Source organism: Ruegeria sp. AE3, assembly GCF_056542225.1.
Genome location: NZ_JBQFZL010000025.1, coordinates 1 through 17,316 on the forward strand (window position 1 = coordinate 1; position 17,316 = coordinate 17,316).

A 17,316-nucleotide genomic window follows, 5' to 3' on the forward strand; every position below is an offset into this window, starting at 1 on the left:
TTTCAAACAGACAGGGAATGCGTAGAGATGGCTTTTTAGATTAATAATTCCGTTAACGTTCGGTATAGGCCAAATCCTGCTCCCGCAACCAGCGTCACAGAACCGCCCGTAGCGCCAACGCTGCGGGCGTTCTGCTGTGTACTAAGAGCCAAAAGACCAGCCAACTCCCCAACGAGTTCTATGGTAAGCTGTCCGTCATTGGGCAGCAGTCGAATCTCGGACAACAATCCTCGAATGATGGATGTCGCTTCAGTCTTCGTCGCGGGGTTGTTCAACGCATCGCTCAAGTCCTCCACCTTTTCTTTATAGATGCCAGCGAGACCGGGATGTAAAAGAACGGGTCGCTCCTGAGACGAAGCGGATAATTCTGCTTCCAACTCTTCTTTGCGGGCTTCGAGATCGTCCATCTTCGCCTTCAAACTGGGATGGAACATCCCTTCTGTAATCGCATCAATAATCTTGCTGATTTGATTGGTGATCTTGGCCAGTTCTTGTTCGGTTTTGGCTTTGCACTTGGATATCTCGGCAGTCAGACGATTGAACTCTTTTTGGTACGCTGACACAAACTCGGAGATGAGGTCCGGATGCAGCAGTTGGTCCTTGAGGCCGGTGAGCACACGGGTTTCCAAATCTTCCCGCTTGATGGTCAGTCGGTTGTTGCAGGTGCCTTTGTTGCGAGAGTTGGCGCAACCAAAATGAGATTTTCCAACAATGGTGTAGCCCCCGTCGCAATCGCCGCACTTCAAGAGCCCAGAGAACAGATGTTTGGCGCGGTGTGCGCGTTCCGGGCGGTTGACACCGCTGCTGATGACAGCACTTCGGGTGGCTGTTTGACGGTCTTTGACTTGGGACCACAGGTTGTCGGAGATAATGCGAAGATTAGGTACGTCTTCAATGACCCATTCTTCGGGAGGGTTTGGTCGCGCTTGTCGCTTACCGGTTTTGGGGTCTTTTACAAAGCGTTGGCGGTTCCAGACGAGACGACCAATGTAGAGTTCGTTATTAAGAATGCCGGTGCCCCTCCGCCAGTTCCCGTAGATTGTGGACGCGCCCCAGCCTGCAATCCGAGGGCCAGAAACACCCTCGTTGTTCAATGCTCCTGCAATGGCTCGAGGACTGCTACCATTCGCGTAATCCTCAAACACGCGGCGAACAATGGCAGCTTGCTCTTCATTGATGGCTCGTTCGCCAGTGGACATCTGTCCGCCTGGGTTGAAATTACGTACGACGTCGTAGCCGTAGGTGATCCCACCGGCTGACTTGCCTTTGCGCACACGCCCCTCTAGTCCGCGATGGGTCTTTTGAGCCAGGTCCTTCAGGAACAGACTGCTCATGGTCCCCTTGAGGCCGATATGCAGTTCGGAAATCTCCCCTTCCGCCACTGTGACAATTGGGATGCCCTGAAATCGCATCTGTTTAAAGAAGGCGGCGATATGTTCTTGGTCGCGGCTGATCCGGTCGAGGCCTTCGGCTACAACGACATCAAACAGATTACATCGCGCATCTTCTAATAGACGCTGGTAGCCGGGGCGCAGATGCGACGCACCGCTCAGACCCCGGTCGGTATAGGTCTCCGCCTCTTTCCACTTGTTGCCATTGATTAGGCGTAGACACAGCCGATGTTGGTCCTCGATGGAGGCGTCGCTTTGAAGATCGGTGGAGTAACGGGCGTAGATGGCGGCGCGCATGTGTCGGGCCTTTCGGACTGAGAAACTAGTTGGCCCATCCCATTATAGGCATGGATTGGACAGTGTCTTCCACTTTCGATTGCAACTTGTTGCAATGGTCGTTCGCTGCTGTTCTCTGCGCAGCCTTACTTTCTGTTGCAACAGTTGCAATTAGATTGGTCACTTTGAGAAGGCTAGATATGTAACAAGATCAGTGATTTAGGTGTTTATGGTAAGCGCCAAATAAGACAAGCTGGTTCCGGGCGTCGGAGAGACCCGATGGAAGTTTCTTCCTAGGTGTTTCTTTCTTTCTGACAATCGAACAATGGATCTCCAAGGATCATTTGATCCTTGTGTTCATTCCGACGCCCGCCATGCCTCCTCATCAAAGAACCGATACATATCAACGTCGAGATTTTTGGAGTTGAATGACGACACTCTGGTATGCATCGCAGGCGGATAGGCCGGAGGCGCGGTTATAGTGCTTCTCGGCCATATCCAGAGTTGCATGTCCCAGGATGTCCCGGATGATGCCCACGTGCTCTGGGTCTGTCTCGGCAATCGTGGTAGCCGCTATGTGCCGAAACTTATGGGGTCGGAGTTCGACGCCTAGCAGACGTTGTGTCACTTTGGGTAACTCTCGTGAGAGACCATCCGGGGCAATCGGATCGCCATACTGATTGATCCAGAGCGCATTGGATTTTTTGGGCCCAAGCAGAGTTGCTCGATGCATATCCAGATACGTCACCATGGGATTGACCAAGGCCTTGGGAAGAGGAAACCAACGGGCCTTCTTGTCTTTCATATCCTCAGCTGAGAAAACCACTTCGAAACCTTCTTTGGTATTGCGCAGATGCTGATCTGCTGTCATCGCCAACAAGGCGCGCCGACGCACAGGGCGCGAAACGAGAAAGGCAATCATCAATGCTTGGCGGAAACGGATTGCGCGCTTTAAGTCGCTGAGCGAAGGATCGTTCTCGATATCTTTCAACCATTCGAGACATCTGCCCAAAATCTCATCCGCTGAAATTGGGACGGCTTTTTGCAAGCTTTTTCGATCTGCACGATGACTTAAGCGATTGAAAAGACGGTTTAACCAGTCCCAATCGCCGGATGGGTGCATGGCTACCGCGAGGACGTACAGGTCACTTACCAGGTTTTTGAGTGTGACAGCGCCGACGCGTGTCTCGGCCTCTTCCAAAAAAGCACGCACTTCATCTTTGGTGATGCGGTCCGTTGGTCGGTGTTCCAAGAGCGTTGGCTGAAGCCGTGCCATCCATGACAACCAGTATCCATAACTCTGGCGTCTCTTATTACGACTGCCGTCAGACCAATAAACGCATGGACCCGTTCCGTCGAATATGTCGCCAGTTGCGAACAAGGCTTTCCAGGCGGCTCTATCCGCCTGGGGCCAATCTTTGTGAGGAAGAACAAGAGGGGTCGTCTTAGTCATCAGGCTTGCCTTTCCATTTGGAAAGAACCACCTCGTCGTAGTGGTCATGTGCCCATTGGTTGCTGAGCGATGCGTAGAAGTCCATCGTGGTCTGGAGCCGTTTGTGTTTGAGCAGGCGGCGCACCGTTTCGAAATCACCGGGGCGCTCCTCGAGGTACAGCTTGGCAGCAATGTGCCGGAACAGATGAGGGTGCACCTTCAATCCAGTCTCGCGTAAGATACGCTGGGTGAGTTCGCCACCAAAATTGCTGGGCGCTCTTGGCCTTCCGTCGTTGTTGCGTGGGAACAAAGCTCGTCCATCCGCCAGCGACACCTGCGGTCGGAACTGCATGATGTAGCGATGCAGCAATTTGGAACTGCGGGCGTTCAATTTAACTTCAATTGGTTCGCCGTTCTTTACCTCGATCCCTTCGACGCGAATGGAATACAAAGTATGTGTTCCTGAACGGGTGACGATCAGATGCTTGTCCAGATCAAGCCCGGCGAGGTTTTTGACACGCATGGGACAACTCAAGAGGATGGTCAGTGCCGCAGCGTGCATCGCCGCCAAAGCGTCGTCGCGCCGGGTCGGACTGTCATTCGCACGTGACATCAGTGTATCTGGCAGACTTAGCAACAGGGCCACGTTCTCCCAATCGTTGAACTGCGCGAGGCGTTCTGCGTTTTTGTTGCTCATACCGCGCGGGGTTGTAGCGACCCGTTTGTGAATGGCTTTGAGTGCCTTGATGACGTCTTCCGGCGCGTTCAGGTGGTGCCGTGCAATGGCGATACAGGTTGCAGCTATATTGCTCAGCCCGGACGGCAAACAATTGCTCCCATGTCGGTCCATCATCGCCCGGAAGGCAGTTTTGAGATTGTCTGGTGTGACCAATACAGAAAGGCTGGTGAAGTCTTCCGGTTTGCGACCAGTAGTGACCAATGTGTCCAGCATTTGACGCAGATGCGCTTGGGTATTGCGCAGGCTGGTCTCGCGCAGCGGTTTGTCAGGCCCGTCATCGCTGAAGATATCGCGTTGCGCCAAACGGTCGATATAGGCCTTGATCTCTGCTTGCAGGCTTTCCGGGTAATCCGTCAGCGGGCGGGCCACGTACCGATCAGACGGCAGACGCGACAACCGAGGAAGATTGAGATCGTATCTGCCGATCACATGGTTCCACGTGTCGATCATTGACCGGACATAATTGATGGGCTCGTTCTTCAGCAACACAGCGTCGAGGGCTGCCTGAAATGCCTGAACCACTTCGCTGTTGACCTCTGCCGGTTGGATCGACCGGGCACTGCAATAACGTGCAAAACGTATCAAGCCCCAAACCTGATGGCTGGACTTTACGGCCTTGAGAAATGTGTCCCACTCCGGTGTCGAGGCAGACTTGGCTTCCACGTCTTGCAAGACGCCGACCACCCGCAACGCGCTTGCCAAATCGCTTATGGTGGTGCTGAGGGTTTTAGGCTTCACACCACAGGCTGCGGGATGCAACGATGCCAGTAGCTTGCGTAGCTGCGGGATGTCTGTCGGGATGTCCGACGGCGGTCGGTTCAAGTATGCGCTGATGCGTGAGATCGCGGATAGCTTGGACTGCTGACGCTTCTTGTCAGGGTCTGGGTTGGCCTTTAGCGCGTCTAACACTTCGGCCAAAGTCGCTGGGGGTTGGATGTCTTGGTGATCTACCACGATAAACCTCTTCGGTTTTGAGATAAGGACAAAGGGGGACATTGGAGGACAGGCAGACCCATGGCGGCCCTCTTGCGGACATTCGGGAAATCAAGGGTGTGAATTTAAATCCAAAGTTTCTGTACCCGTTTCCCCGAGTGCTGAAAAAGGTGAATATTGTGAGTAAGTTAGAGAACATGCGCCGCAGCCTGATTGCCGCGTTGCATGGCAAGGGCATGCAGTTCACTACGGGCGATGCGCCAATCGCGACCCAACCGAGTTGCAGGCAGTTTGCCGGATTTGATCCAGCGGCGAACGGTTTTGGTGCTGATGCGAAACAACGCGGCGACATCGCGTACGCTTAGATAGGCGGCATCCTCTGAAATCGGCAGATCAACCATGATCCACCTCCGCGTTGCAACCGTTGCAACGTGATGCGAAATCCGACCGCGCAGCCTCGCGGGCCAGCAGGTGCACTAAGTCGATTAGGGATTTGGGGAGAGTGAGATCGGGCAGATTGCCCTTGGGATTGGTAGACGAGCACGCCAAAGCAGTGGTCCTTCTGAAAGAACCGCACGAGGCAATGATCGTGATGTTTGGCTTGGGAGAGCACTCCACATAGCAAAACACTGACCTCAAAAGAGGTCAGGATCATTGCCATCGAGTGCGTCGAGGACGAAGAGCCGCCCTGTTCAATCCCAATGATTGCGGCCCAGCAACTAGGGCTGGTGGGTTAAAAGTGGCCGCAGTTTACCTGCGTTGGGCATTTATAGAAATTCCCCACCCGTGCGCTAACACTCTCGTAACATATTCAAAACCAGCCTGACGCGTTACCGGTGAAAACCGGTTTAATTCCAGCCCGACTTTATCGCGCCCTGTAAGGTTACCGTGATCGGATCAACCGCGGCCCCATCTTCCACCGCAAACATAAAGACCTTTGTGAAACCATTCCGGGTGCCAAGTCCTCGGCTTTTTTGGATGAAGTAACCATCCCGAATCTTTGCCCGAACGGCTTTCACCATGTCATGCTCATTGAGCCTGAGTACACGGATCGCATCATCTTTGAGTTTACGATGCCCGAAGCGACCATCAAGGCTTGTAGGTCGGCGATACATGTGGCTGATCTGCCGAAGAAAACCATTTGTCTTCGGTCGCAGATGCGAAGGAAAGTGGCCGGTGATGAACATATATGCCGCTCGATCACGTAGCAGTTCCTCACCGTAAGGGGTGCTCAGAATATCTCCGGCGTAATCACCATACAAAGCTGAACGGTCAACGGGAGGTTGCCGTTTCTGAACTGAAATCTGCATGTATGAATCTCCTCTCCATCCCAGTTCTGCATGAAGTTGCAGCGGGGTAGCCGCGCAATACCCCCAATTTGGGGTTAATCCCATAACAGGGGTAGCTGCTTGTGTCCACACGTTAAAGGTCATGAGCAGTGGCGGGTGCCGTAAGATCAGAGGCTTATCAGTTTCTGCTGAGTGAACTTATCAGGCTCAGGCAGGTAGCTGGCCTATCGCAGGCTGGTTTAGCGAAGTTGCTGGGCAAGCCTCCATCTTATGTTGGAAAATATGAATTGGCAGAACGCCGGTTAGACATCGTAGAAACGATTGTCATATTGAAGGCTCTGAATGCCAACGTTTCGGCTATCACCTCGGCGGTTTCTGACATGGCTCCTGTCAGTTTGCGGTGACAAGACAGCCGCTGACTGACATGTCGCATAGATGGGGTTTGCGCAGAAAGCTGACTTTGCAAAGTCTGACAATATCTAGTCTCCAATCACTGAGCCACATATGAAAATCATCAGGCTAAAAGCAAAGCCACAAGCGCAACTACACCCGATGTAGTTGCGCTTGCCAGGTTGCATGAATGGTCATAGCGCATGGATATCGAACGGATCGGAGAAACCCTTGATCATTGTTCTACCAAATGTCTCCAACACATTTGCCCCTTCCAACAGATCGAAGGTTTCTTGATCAATCAATATACGGCTTCCGGTTTTCTGCGTTTCTGCCTCGAGGCGAGCAGCAAGGTTTACGGTCGATCCTATGCAAGTATACGTCGCTCGATTGTCCGTACCGGCATAGCCGGCGACGACTTCGCCAGTCGCTATTCCGATGCCGATTTTTAGGTCACTTTTCCCTTCTGAGCGCCTTTCGAGATTTAATATCTCAATCATGTTGTGCATTTCATGCCCTGCCGCCACCGCACTTTGAGCGGAGTTGGACAGCGGCTGCGGAACTCCGAACAGAGCCATCAAACCGTCTCCCAGCATCAGGCTGACAATTCCGCCATTGCTAGTAACAGCCTCGAACATCAACGTGTAAAAAGTGTTGAGCAGATCAATTGTTTCCTCGGGAGCGAGATTTTCAGACAAGGTCGTGAAGCCGCGAATGTCGCAGAACAGGACCGAAGCATTGGCGCGCTTGCCGCCTATGGCAAAACCGGACTCTTGTAAGTCTTGTGCAACCTCAGTTGTAGCAAAGCGCTCTAGCAGGCGCTTCTGTTCGTCCCTGAGCCTTTTCTTTTCAAGGCAGCTGGAGACACGCGCACTAAGTAGTGTCTTATTAACAGGCTTTGGCAGGTAGTCTTCGGCACCCAATTCAATGCAGCGCACTACGTTGTCGAGACCCTCAACAGATGACGTCACTATTACTGGCAGATCGCGCAGATCAATGTCCGATTTGACGGCCTCCAGAACTTGGAAGCCGTCCATTTCTGGCATTTCAATATCCAGTAGCAGCAAGTCAAACGGCTGGTTAGACAACATCTCCATCGCAACCCGGCCGTTTTCCGCGACCGATGCTTGATGACCCAAGAGCTCTACGCTGCGCGACAAAAGCAAGCGGTTCACCTTGTTGTCATCGACGATGAGCAAATGGCCGGGGGCGTCAGACATCAATCAGGCTCCGCAACGCGGCGGCGGCAGTGGTTAGGGCTGTCTCCAACGCCGTCGCATCTGTTAGGTCTCCGGCCTCGGGCAGTTCTCCCAGCTCGACTTTCCTGGCCAGTTCGGCAAGAGCCGTCGCACCAAATGTGTTGGCATTCGACTTGATAGAATGTGCAGCACGGCGGTATCGGTCTACATCGGCCTCGCCCGCCGCCGTTTTCAATTCGCCAATCATACTTGGCGCTTCGTCGAGAAAGGTGTTTACAAGTTCGGCTGCAAAATCTTCGCCTGTGGCGTCTTTTAGTTCCATGAAGATTTCATGATCAATTGGGCTGTCTGTCATGGATCACCTTCTTATTCTTGGGGAATTTAACAGGGCTTCGATTAGGACAGGTACGCGGATCGGTTTGGTGATATAGTCGTCCATCCCTGCATCCAGGCACATCTCACGGTCCCCCTGCATTGCGTTCGCGGTCATCGCGATTATACGAGGGCGACTTCCTTCGGGGAGCGCTTTGTTGATACGTCGTGACGCTTCCAAACCATCCATTTCGGGCATCTGCACATCCATGAAAACGACGTCGTATTTTTGACGGTTCACGCTTTCGACAGCCTCGGCACCGTTGCTGGCCAAATCAGCGCGATAGCCCATCTGCTCCAGTAGGCGCAGTGCAAGTTTCTGGTTCACCAAATTGTCCTCGGCCAGCAAAATTCGCAGTGGATGTCGCGTTGCCATATCCGGATCTGTTTGGGGTTTGTCCTGTAGTTTGGACGGCTTTACTCGTACTTTTTCAGTCGCGAACAATGTAACCAAGGTATCGAACAGGTGGGATTGGCGCAAAGGTTTGGCAAGGTTGGCAGCAAAGAGCCCTTCCTCCAGATCTACTTCGCGCGGGCCAAGTGAACTGAAAAGGATTAGTGGCAAACCCGGCTTCTTGGCGCGAACCTTTTTGGCGAGATCTGCTCCATCCATTTCGGGCATATGCATGTCGAGAATGGCCAAATCGAACTCGACGCCTTGTTCAAGTATGCTCAGCGCCTCTGACGGAGATTCACGCGTCGTGGTCTGCGTGCCCCATTTCTCAGTTTGAAGAGCGAGGATTTTACGATTGGTGGCATTGTCGTCCACCATCAAAATTCGCTTGCCTTCGAGTTCAGGCTGAACGCCGACAAGATTGCGGGAAGAAGACTTAACTGGCTTTGCAGGTTTTGCCTGGATTTTGAAAACAAAGGTGGAACCGCTCCCCTCGCCATGGCTTTCAGCCCACATGGTCCCACCCATAAGTTCGGCGAGGCGTTTCGAGATCGCAAGACCCAGACCAGTGCCGCCATATTTTCTGGTCGTGGAACTATCTGCCTGACTGAAAGATTGAAATAATCGGCTCATGCCCTTTTGGGACAGGCCGATTCCAGTATCTCGGACTTTGAACGTCAGTTCGAGCGATCCCTGCACCTCGGCGGATTGTTCAACAGACAGAACCACTTCGCCGCTTTCGGTAAACTTCACTGCGTTAGAAAGGAGATTCAGCAGAATTTGCCGCAATCTGGTCAGATCTGCGCTAATCGCCAGGGGCAGTGTGTCATCGAACTCATAAGCCAAATCGAGCTGTTTCTCGGCAGCTTTACCGCTGACTAAATCGAGGGCGCTTTCTATGCATTCGCGCAGGTCGAACGGATGGTTTTCGATATCCATCTGCCCGGCTTCAATTTTCGAGAAGTCGAGGATCTCGTTGATGATGCCCAACAGCGCATCGCCGCTATCGCGGATGGTATTGGCATAGTCACTTTGTTCTGCGTCCAACTCTGTGTCCATCAACAGCCCGCTCATACCGATTACGGCGTTCATTGGCGTTCGAATTTCGTGGGACATCGTCGCCAGGAAGGCGCTTTTTGCTTCGTTTGCTTCTTCAGCAACCTTTCGCGCCTCTTCGGCCTCACGGAACAGACGCACGTTTTCGATGGCAATCACCGCCTGATCTGCAAATGAGTAGGCGAGGTCGATCTCATCTTTGGTGAAAGCGCCGGCTGATTTTCGAGCGAACACCAACACACCCAGACACGCCTTGCCTTTCATAAGTGGCAGCAACAAAGCTGCGCGCACGCCATGCCGGTCATACGTAATCTGTTCGAACGGTGAGAGTTCGAGTGTATCCCAATCCGGTAGATGGAGCATCTTCTTCTCATGCAGAACCTGCGCGGGAAAGCTGGACATCGGATCCGGGTCGATAGGAAAACTTTGGTTGCCTTCAAGGGTAGCAACACCTTCTGCACTAACCCGCGCAAGCACCTCGAACGTGTTATCTTGCGCGGTCATAGCTGCAACCATATCAGAGGAGACCAACCGCACACCTGCTTTTGCGATTGCCTCGAAGACTGGCCTGATGTCGTCAGGAGATTGGCTGATCACCCGTAGAATGTCCGCACTCGCAGTCTGACGTGCCAGGGAAGCCTGAGTTTCATTAAACAGGCGAACATTTTCCAGCGCGATGATGGCCTGATCAGCGAAAGACTCGGCAATGGCGACTTCATTTTCGCTGAAAACTTTGGCCGTTTTTCGGATGAATACCAAGGCACCGAAACATTCCGTCCCGCGCATCAGAGGCACCGTCAGCGAAGACTTGAACCCTTTCCTGCGGATGATCTCTTGATCGCGCGGGGGTAGCTCATCGTATCGCCATTCGGGCAAATGCAAGGTCTTGCCGTTCTTGATTGCCTTGGACGGCAAATTGTCTTCGGGATCAATCGGCAGGCGCTCGGTCCATGTGATTTCTTCGACGCCATCGGGTGTCGCGGCGGCGATTTGCCAAAGTTCAGTCTTGTTCGCCTGAATAGCAATCGACAGGTCGCAATCTATGAGGGTCGTCGCCAGCGCGACAATCTTTTCAAAAACCGGTTTGGTATCGGTTGGGGATTCAGAGATTACCCTTAACACGTCCGCACTTGCCGTTTGGCGCGCGAGTGCGGTTTGAGTATCGTTGAAGAGTTGCGAATTCTGAATTGCTATTATCGCTTGGGACGCGAATGTCTCCATCTGCTTGATTTGCTTCTCGTTAAAAGCAGCGGTGGTTCGACTCCCCATGCTGATAACGCCAATTGTCTCGCCATCTCGTATCAGTGGCACGGAAAGAACGGATCGATAGCCTTCGAGATTGGACTTGAGAAGTGGGTCATAGTTGGGGTCAGCCTGCGTGTCCTTTACATAGTCAGCCCTTCCATGCAGAAGGGCACGTGCTGTGGCCGATGTTTCTCCTGGTTCGAAAGGATACGCTTTTATGAAGTCAGCGAATTTTCCAGACAAATTGTGCCCGGCAAAATAGTGGTACTTCCCATCTTCGGGCATCTTAAGCGCCAGGAAAGCATCCTGTAGGCGGCAGATGCGAGACGAAACGGCCAACAACGCTTCCAGTACAGGCTCTAATGCGTCGGGAGATCGGGAAATAACTTCGAGTACCTCGCTTGTGGCTTTTTGGTACTCCAAAGACTCCTCAACTTCGGCGGTGCGTTTTTGCACTTCCTCGAATAATTGCGTGTTGTTAATCGCGATCAAAGCCTGCGAAGCAAAGGTTTCCAGCAGGTTGATCTGTTTGGCGCTAAATGCCGAAGCCTGCCTGTGCGCCATGACGATAACACCAAGCGTGCGACCATTTTTGACAAGTGGAACCCCGAGAGTGGTGAGATAATCGCCTATCTCGGCAGCCTGTTTCCAAGTGTAAGTTGGGTCGTTTCGAGTATCTTCTATGTAGACTGTCTTTCCATGCAATGCAGTTCGCCCGATGCACGAGCCTTCTTCAGGAGCTATCGGATTATCCGTCAGAAACTTCAGAAATGCCTCGCTTACGTTATGAGACATCACGACACGATAAAGCCCATCGTCTGCATCCCGCATGGCAAAAAATGCGTACTCTGGCGAGCAGATGCGCGAAGCAACCTCCAGGATGGCGTCCAACACTGGCGGCAGGTCGTTGGGTGAACGGGAGATAACATCTAGTACTTCAGACGTAGCTGTCTGGTACTTTAATGTCTCTTCAGCTTCGGCGGTACGAGCTTGAACTTCTTCGAATAACTGAGTGTTGTTGATCGCAATCACGGCCTGTGCCGCAAAAGTCTCTAAGAGTGAAATTTGCTTTGCGTTGAATGGTGCGACTTTGTCGTGGCATAGGACTATAACACCGACTACTACTTTGCCCTTGATCAGAGGGACACCTAACAGCGAGCGGTATTTTCCGATACGGGCCGCCTCTTTCCACTCGTATTCTTCAGCTTCGGTATCCTTGTAATATACTGTTTCTCCTCGTGCTGCTGTTTGGCCAATACCGCTTCCATGACCGGCTGGCACCGGGTTGTTTTTTATGAACCTCATGAAATCACTGTCAAATTCCAGCGTGATATCAGTGTGGTATAGACTATCCTCTGGATTGAGGATCGAAATCGCGGCGTATTTTGGTTCACAGATTCGGCTTGCAACCCTCAAGACTTCCTCAAGCACCGGTTCCAGCTCGTTTGGGGATCGCGAAATGACCGACAACACATCAGATGTGGCCGTCTGGTATTCAAGCGATTGAACTACTTCCGCAGTGCGTTCCTCGACCTCGCGGAAAAGACTCGCATTCGTAATGGCGATAGTGGCTTGATCTGCAAAAGTTTCCAGCAACTGTATCTGCTTGGTAGAAAACCCCGATACCTCGGGGGACCCGATTGAAATGACACCTACGACATCGCCGTTCTTGATCAACGGCACTCCGAGCACGGATCGGTATTCACCGACGCCGCTTTCTTCCATCCAAGTATAAGAAGAATCCTTTTCAACATCTTCGATATAGATTGTGCGCTTCGCCAGAATGGAACGCCCGCTTACACCGCTTTCATCAGGCGAAATAGGATGAGCTTTGACATATTCCGCAAAGGTGGTGTCCTGCGTAAGTATCGCATGAACATGAAAAAGCTGATCGTCGAGGTTCAACATTGCAACATAGGCATCCTGCAATTCGCAGATACGCGACGCTTCTTTGAGGATAGCATCGAGAACGGGTGCCAGCTCGTTTGGCGACGACGAAATCACCCGCAGTACTTCAGATGTAGAGGTCTGATATTCCAAAGCCTGCGTAACTTCCGCCGTCCGGTCCTGTACTTCCCGGAACTGACGGACGTTTTCCATTGCGATCACGGCCTGAGCTGCAAAGGTTTGGACCAGTGCCACATCATCATCTGAGAAAGGCGCAACTTCACGGCGATATAGTACGATCACCCCTAGACCGGTGCCGTTCTTCATCAACGGAACTGCCAGAACCGAGCGGGCTCCTTCAATCTCAACCATCTGAACCCGTTTTGGGTCTCGGTCCTTGAAATAAAGCGGGTCATCCGCGATATCATCCTGGCGAATAACTTGGCCATCGATCATTGGTCTGATCGCGATCAATTCAGTGCGCGTTAACGGCTCCTCAAAATTTTTCAGCGCTTCGTCAAAATCGGTTCTTGCGCCAATATTTGCCGGGATCGTTGCGAGCCCTCGTTCGTGATCAGCGATACACAAGAAGGCGAGTGGCGCTTTGCACAGACGGCTGGAGTTTTCGAGAATGCTTTGGAATACAGGTCTTTCGTCGTCGCGGCTACGGCTTATGACTTCGAGGATTTCTCGCGATGCTTTTTCGCGCTCAAGTCGTTCCTGAACCTCTCGAAATTGGCGCGTGTTTTCTATCGCTATGACTGCGTGTTTGGCGAACTCTTCGATGAATTGCACGTCGGGATCAGAAAACGGGCGGACTTCGCGGCGGCTAACCGCAATAGCACCTATCGCTTGTTCCCCCTGCATCAAGGGCACAACAACCCGTGACCTGATGCCTTCGACCTCGACCATTGTAACAGCAGTAGGATCACCCGAGCGGTAGAACTCAGTGTCGGCGATGTCCTCGACTCGTACAACCTTGCAATTTCGTATCGCCGCCGCCGCCGTAACCGAACCATCGAGAGGCCACTCTTCTCCCAATTCGACGTCGGTTCTATCGTGCCCCCATGCACCGGCCAATTGAATATGGGTTCCCGCAGCGTTGACCAAAACCAGCGCCGCCTGATCCGCGTCACAGATTTCCGTGGCTTGCTGAAGTACGGCTTCAAAGACTCGTGCGTCATTGTCCCGGCTTTTGCTGATAACACTCAGGACCTCTTGCGTCGCCACTTGGCGTTCCAGTTGAGTATGCAGCTCTTTCATTTGACGTGTGTTGTCGATTGCAATCACAGCCTGGGCCGCAAAGCCCTCGACCAAAGAGATCTCATCTTCAGTAAATGGCCGCACTTCATGCCGGTAAATCCCAATGACGCCTACTGGGTCACCATTTGTCGACATCAAAGGAACCGTAAGAAACGAACGGACACCTTCCTCATCAACCAGTTGCCGGCGCCAGGGATCCCCGTTGATGTAGTGTTCCGTCTGGCGCAAATCGACATTGTGAATGACGCGCGCTTCCCGCACGGACTCGGCAATTTGTAAATTTGAGTCCAGGGACCAGCGATCCACGCCGACCTTGTATGTAGCCAATTGATCGCCAAAATGGGCCGCGTATTCCAAATGAGTTCCTGCCTCATTTAGCAGGCTCAACGTGGCTACATCTGTTTCGCAAAGCCGTGCGGTGTTTTCCAAGATCGTCTGAAATACCGGCGCTTCATCATCCCGAGACCGACTGATCGTCTCCAGAACATCACGCGTGGCACCTTCACGAGCCAGACGCACCTGCAACTCGCTAAACTGTCGAACATTTTCAATTGCAATGACCGCTTGCGCGGCGAAAGTTTCAACCAGCTGCACCTGATCGTCGGAATAAGGTCGTACCTCATCCCGTGCCAACATCAGGCATCCGATTGCGCTACCACCCACTTTCAATGGAACAAAGAGATTGCTCCTGCACCCATGAGTGTCGACAATGAGCTTAAAGCGCTCATCTCCCGATTTATGAAAATCGGTGTCCCCCATATCGACAACACGTTTTGTCTCGCCACTTAGAATAGTGTCAGTCACAATGGAGTTGCCTGGCTCCATCGTGTATTTGCCGTCGAGCCAGAGTTGCTGAATATCCGGGTGTAGATTAACGCTGGCAACCAGTTGCTGACGAGCATCCCCTTCTTGCCCGAGTACCAGACCGGCAAAAAAGGCATCACAGAGATCTTTTGCCAGCGTTACAATCAGGTCGCATACTGGCTGGACGTCATCCTTGGTCTCGGAGATCGCCTGCATAACCCGCGCGGTGGCTTCAAACCGAGCCTGTTGATCATCCGCGCTGAGCCCCCTGCTTTGCGAGGATGACGACGCTGAATCAGCAGGCTCTCTTGATACCTTTTTTCGACCCACTTGCGTTCGTGCCCCCCCACGCAAACCAATGAAACACACAAGACTGGAGTTTAGAGGGCATACGATAGAAGTCACAGAGTTTCTTTGTGGGTCGTGTTTCATGCGGTTCGGGCGATGCCGGTATGGTGTGGCCTTGGGAAGATCCGCACAGTCAAAAAGAAAGCCGCCCTATTTGCCAAAAAGGTGTCCTAAATAGGAGCTGTGTTAAACTTCCCAGAATACTCAAACATCGCTGTTGTATGTCTTCTTTGGGCTGGAAACAGTCGTCGCCGATTGAAGCAATGAGCGATTGCTTAGAACCTTTCGAGGACATTGCGCTAAAATTGGATTGGCCCTTGGCACGATTTGTCTGCGATAGTTTCGAGCTTTGGCGTCCTGACCAACTCTACGGCTTAACACCAGCTTTCTTCAAGCCTTCGACCAAAAGCGCATTGTGTTCGGGTAGACGGAAGAGGATCAAAGCTCCGGAGACAATGCTGTCTAGGAACGCTGGGGCGAAATCCGCCAGCGCCTGCTCATGTGGCAGGCCTGCTTCGGCGCGCCCGAGGTGGGCGGCACTGGCGATCATAAGAGCCCGGCGGATCGGCGCACGCGGCGTCATCTGAATGGCGTGCTCACCCCAACGCATTGCGTCTTCAAAATCAGCGTCGGCGAAGGCAGCTTGGGCGAGCGCCAGATAGGCGTCTCCTACCCAGAGGTCAGTGTCGCGTGGGGAAAGCTGGAGGGCAAGGTGGGCATGTTCGCGCGCCTGTGTGGTTCGGCCGACCAAAGATTCATGCCAGGCCATGAAGAAGATGTTCCGGGCAAAGTTCGGGTTCAGTGTGAAGCCCAAACTGAAGTCGGCGTTGGCCCCGTCAAAATCTCCACGGAAATGACGAACCATACCGCGAACGCATAAGGCGCGCGGGTCGAGTTGACCACCAAGAAACAGAGGTTCAACGCTTTTATCAGCTAGGCCCAGGTTTTCGGTGGGGTCCTCATCGAACTGGTATAGATAACGCATCAGGTAGGCAAACGCTTTGATCCAATGGGCCTGGACGTTGCGCGGGTCGAGATCAATGGCGCGATCAGAGACCGATATGACCTCATCGAACTTATCCTGAGAGTAGAAGCCTCCCGCGTAGAAGATCGCCATTGCACGTAGCGAGAGGTCGTAGGAGTTGAAGTCGATATCTCGAGCCACAGACGCGCGATCTATTTCGGCAATGGATATCTGGGGGGCGATGGCGCCGACCACGCTGCGTGTAATCTCATCCTGTAACGCGAAGATGTCGTCTAGCGTGCGGTCGTAGCGCTCGGCCCAAACATGGGCTCCATTTGTGCAGTCGATGAGTTGGGCAGTAATGCGTACGCGGTTTTGGGCTCGACGGAGGCTACCCTCTAGCATGTAGCGAACACCGAGTTCTCGAGCGATATCTATATGGGTGACGGGGCGACCCCTGAACGAAAATGAGGAGTTGCGGGCGATGACGAAAAGCTCGGGAAAGCGCGAGAGCTCTGTGATGATGTCTTCGGAAACGCCGTCACAGAAGTATTCCTGTTCTGGATCATTGGACATGTTCTGGAAGGGCAAGACAGCGATGGAGGGTTTGTCAGTGGGTTGAGATTGGTTTTGCGTGGAATCTGATTTGCCCTCCATCGCCAATTTGTAGGCGCGAACTGGCTCGGAGATGTTTTTGAGCGCTACTTCGCCAAGGTCTATGATGTCGTGTTCGATTTTGCCTCGAACCTGCCGGCATGCGTCGTCAGACAGTATGACACCGCCTGGGTCAGCGATGCCTTCGAGTCTTGCGGCAAGATTAACACCCTCGCCATAAATGTCGCCCTCGTCCAAGATTACGTCTCCAATGTGCAACCCTATTCGGAAGCTGATCCGGCTTTCGGTGGGGCTCTCGGCTTCGGCGGCGTGCAGCGCCTTCTGGAGCGTCGCTGCGGCCTCAACGGCAGAAACGACCGAGCTAAAAAGTGCAAACAGGCCATCACCGGTAAGCTTGATAATCTCACCTCCGGCACTTTCGATACTTGGATTGATGATGTCCCGTCGTAGGTCTTTGAGACGAGCAAGTGTTCCCGCCTCGTTAGCCGCCATAAGCCGTGAGTAGCCGACCATATCGGCGGCAAGTATGGCGGCAAGTCGGCGTGTCATGCGCATTTCCCAATAGCAACCTTTTTTCGAATCTATCAAGTTCGGCAGTAGTGTGCCAACTTTCGAGAATGTCCGCTTCGGGCTGCCACCGGTCATTAATGTGAAAAGTAACGAAAGGCGACAACAAGCCCAATGCGGGCTTTGCCAACCTTTCAAATCAGCATCATCCC

General features: G+C 52.9%; 10 protein-coding genes. 1 reads left to right on the forward strand and 9 read right to left on the reverse strand.

What is annotated here, in order from left to right; translation table 11 throughout:
• Nucleotides 1-35: 35 nt before the first annotated feature.
• From ACR0NZ_RS19975 to ACR0NZ_RS19995, 5 genes are all read right to left on the reverse strand, one after another.
• The gene (locus ACR0NZ_RS19975; RefSeq protein WP_480521390.1) at nt 36-1,688 is read right to left on the reverse strand and encodes a recombinase family protein; all 1,653 of its coding nucleotides are present in this window, start codon (nt 1,686-1,688) and stop codon (nt 36-38) included.
• 382 nt (nt 1,689-2,070) lie between these two features.
• Nucleotides 2,071-2,943: a tyrosine-type recombinase/integrase gene (locus tag ACR0NZ_RS19980; RefSeq protein ID WP_480496589.1), complete on the reverse strand. Its 873-nt coding sequence runs from the start codon at nt 2,941-2,943 to the stop codon at nt 2,071-2,073.
• A 169-nt stretch (nt 2,944-3,112) separates the two neighbouring features.
• Complete coding sequence (locus ACR0NZ_RS19985) at nt 3,113-4,792, reverse strand: site-specific integrase (RefSeq protein WP_480521392.1); 1,680 nt, start codon at nt 4,790-4,792, stop codon at nt 3,113-3,115.
• Nucleotides 4,793-4,959: 167 nt separating this feature from the next.
• A complete protein-coding gene (locus ACR0NZ_RS19990; protein WP_480496584.1) occupies nt 4,960-5,172 on the reverse strand; it encodes a helix-turn-helix domain-containing protein in 213 nt (70 codons plus the stop codon).
• A gap of 447 nt (nt 5,173-5,619) precedes the next feature.
• The gene (locus tag ACR0NZ_RS19995) at nt 5,620-6,081 is read right to left on the reverse strand and encodes a hypothetical protein (protein WP_480496583.1); all 462 of its coding nucleotides are present in this window, start codon (nt 6,079-6,081) and stop codon (nt 5,620-5,622) included.
• Between the two features lie 128 nt (nt 6,082-6,209).
• Here ACR0NZ_RS19995 and ACR0NZ_RS20000 point away from each other — a divergent pair, with 128 nt between their 5' ends.
• A complete protein-coding gene (locus tag ACR0NZ_RS20000; protein ID WP_480496582.1) occupies nt 6,210-6,464 on the forward strand; it encodes a helix-turn-helix domain-containing protein in 255 nt (84 codons plus the stop codon).
• Nucleotides 6,465-6,644: 180 nt separating this feature from the next.
• Here the strand turns inward: ACR0NZ_RS20000 and ACR0NZ_RS20005 are convergent, their stop codons facing one another.
• From ACR0NZ_RS20005 to ACR0NZ_RS20020, 4 genes are all read right to left on the reverse strand, one after another.
• Nucleotides 6,645-7,670: an adenylate/guanylate cyclase domain-containing protein gene (locus ACR0NZ_RS20005; protein ID WP_170566137.1), complete on the reverse strand. Its 1,026-nt coding sequence runs from the start codon at nt 7,668-7,670 to the stop codon at nt 6,645-6,647.
• Nucleotides 7,663-8,004 (reverse strand): Hpt domain-containing protein, encoded by a 342-nt coding sequence (locus ACR0NZ_RS20010; protein ID WP_170519322.1) that lies wholly within the window; start codon nt 8,002-8,004, stop codon nt 7,663-7,665. The genes ACR0NZ_RS20005 and ACR0NZ_RS20010 overlap by 8 nt, the downstream gene beginning before the upstream one ends.
• A 3-nt stretch (nt 8,005-8,007) precedes the next feature.
• Nucleotides 8,008-14,886, reverse strand: coding sequence for a GAF domain-containing protein (locus tag ACR0NZ_RS20015; RefSeq protein ID WP_480474017.1), 6,879 nt, complete (start codon nt 14,884-14,886; stop codon nt 8,008-8,010).
• Nucleotides 14,887-15,385: 499 nt separating this feature from the next.
• On the reverse strand, nt 15,386-17,316 hold a 1,931-nt coding region (locus ACR0NZ_RS20020), incomplete at its 5' end, for an adenylate/guanylate cyclase domain-containing protein (RefSeq protein ID WP_480521394.1).

Coding starts and splice junctions, on each gene's coding strand:
- ACR0NZ_RS19980 (WP_480496589.1), bottom strand. CDS start 2,943: ATGGCACGGCTTCAGCCAACGCTCTTGGAACACCGACCAACGGACCGC.
- ACR0NZ_RS19990 (WP_480496584.1), bottom strand. CDS start 5,172: ATGGTTGATCTGCCGATTTCAGAGGATGCCGCCTATCTAAGCGTACGC.
- ACR0NZ_RS20015 (WP_480474017.1), bottom strand. CDS start 14,886: ATGCAGGCGATCTCCGAGACCAAGGATGACGTCCAGCCAGTATGCGAC.
- ACR0NZ_RS19975 (WP_480521390.1), bottom strand. CDS start 1,688: ATGCGCGCCGCCATCTACGCCCGTTACTCCACCGATCTTCAAAGCGAC.
- ACR0NZ_RS20010 (WP_170519322.1), bottom strand. CDS start 8,004: ATGACAGACAGCCCAATTGATCATGAAATCTTCATGGAACTAAAAGAC.
- ACR0NZ_RS20005 (WP_170566137.1), bottom strand. CDS start 7,670: ATGTCTGACGCCCCCGGCCATTTGCTCATCGTCGATGACAACAAGGTG.
- ACR0NZ_RS19995 (WP_480496583.1), bottom strand. CDS start 6,081: ATGCAGATTTCAGTTCAGAAACGGCAACCTCCCGTTGACCGTTCAGCT.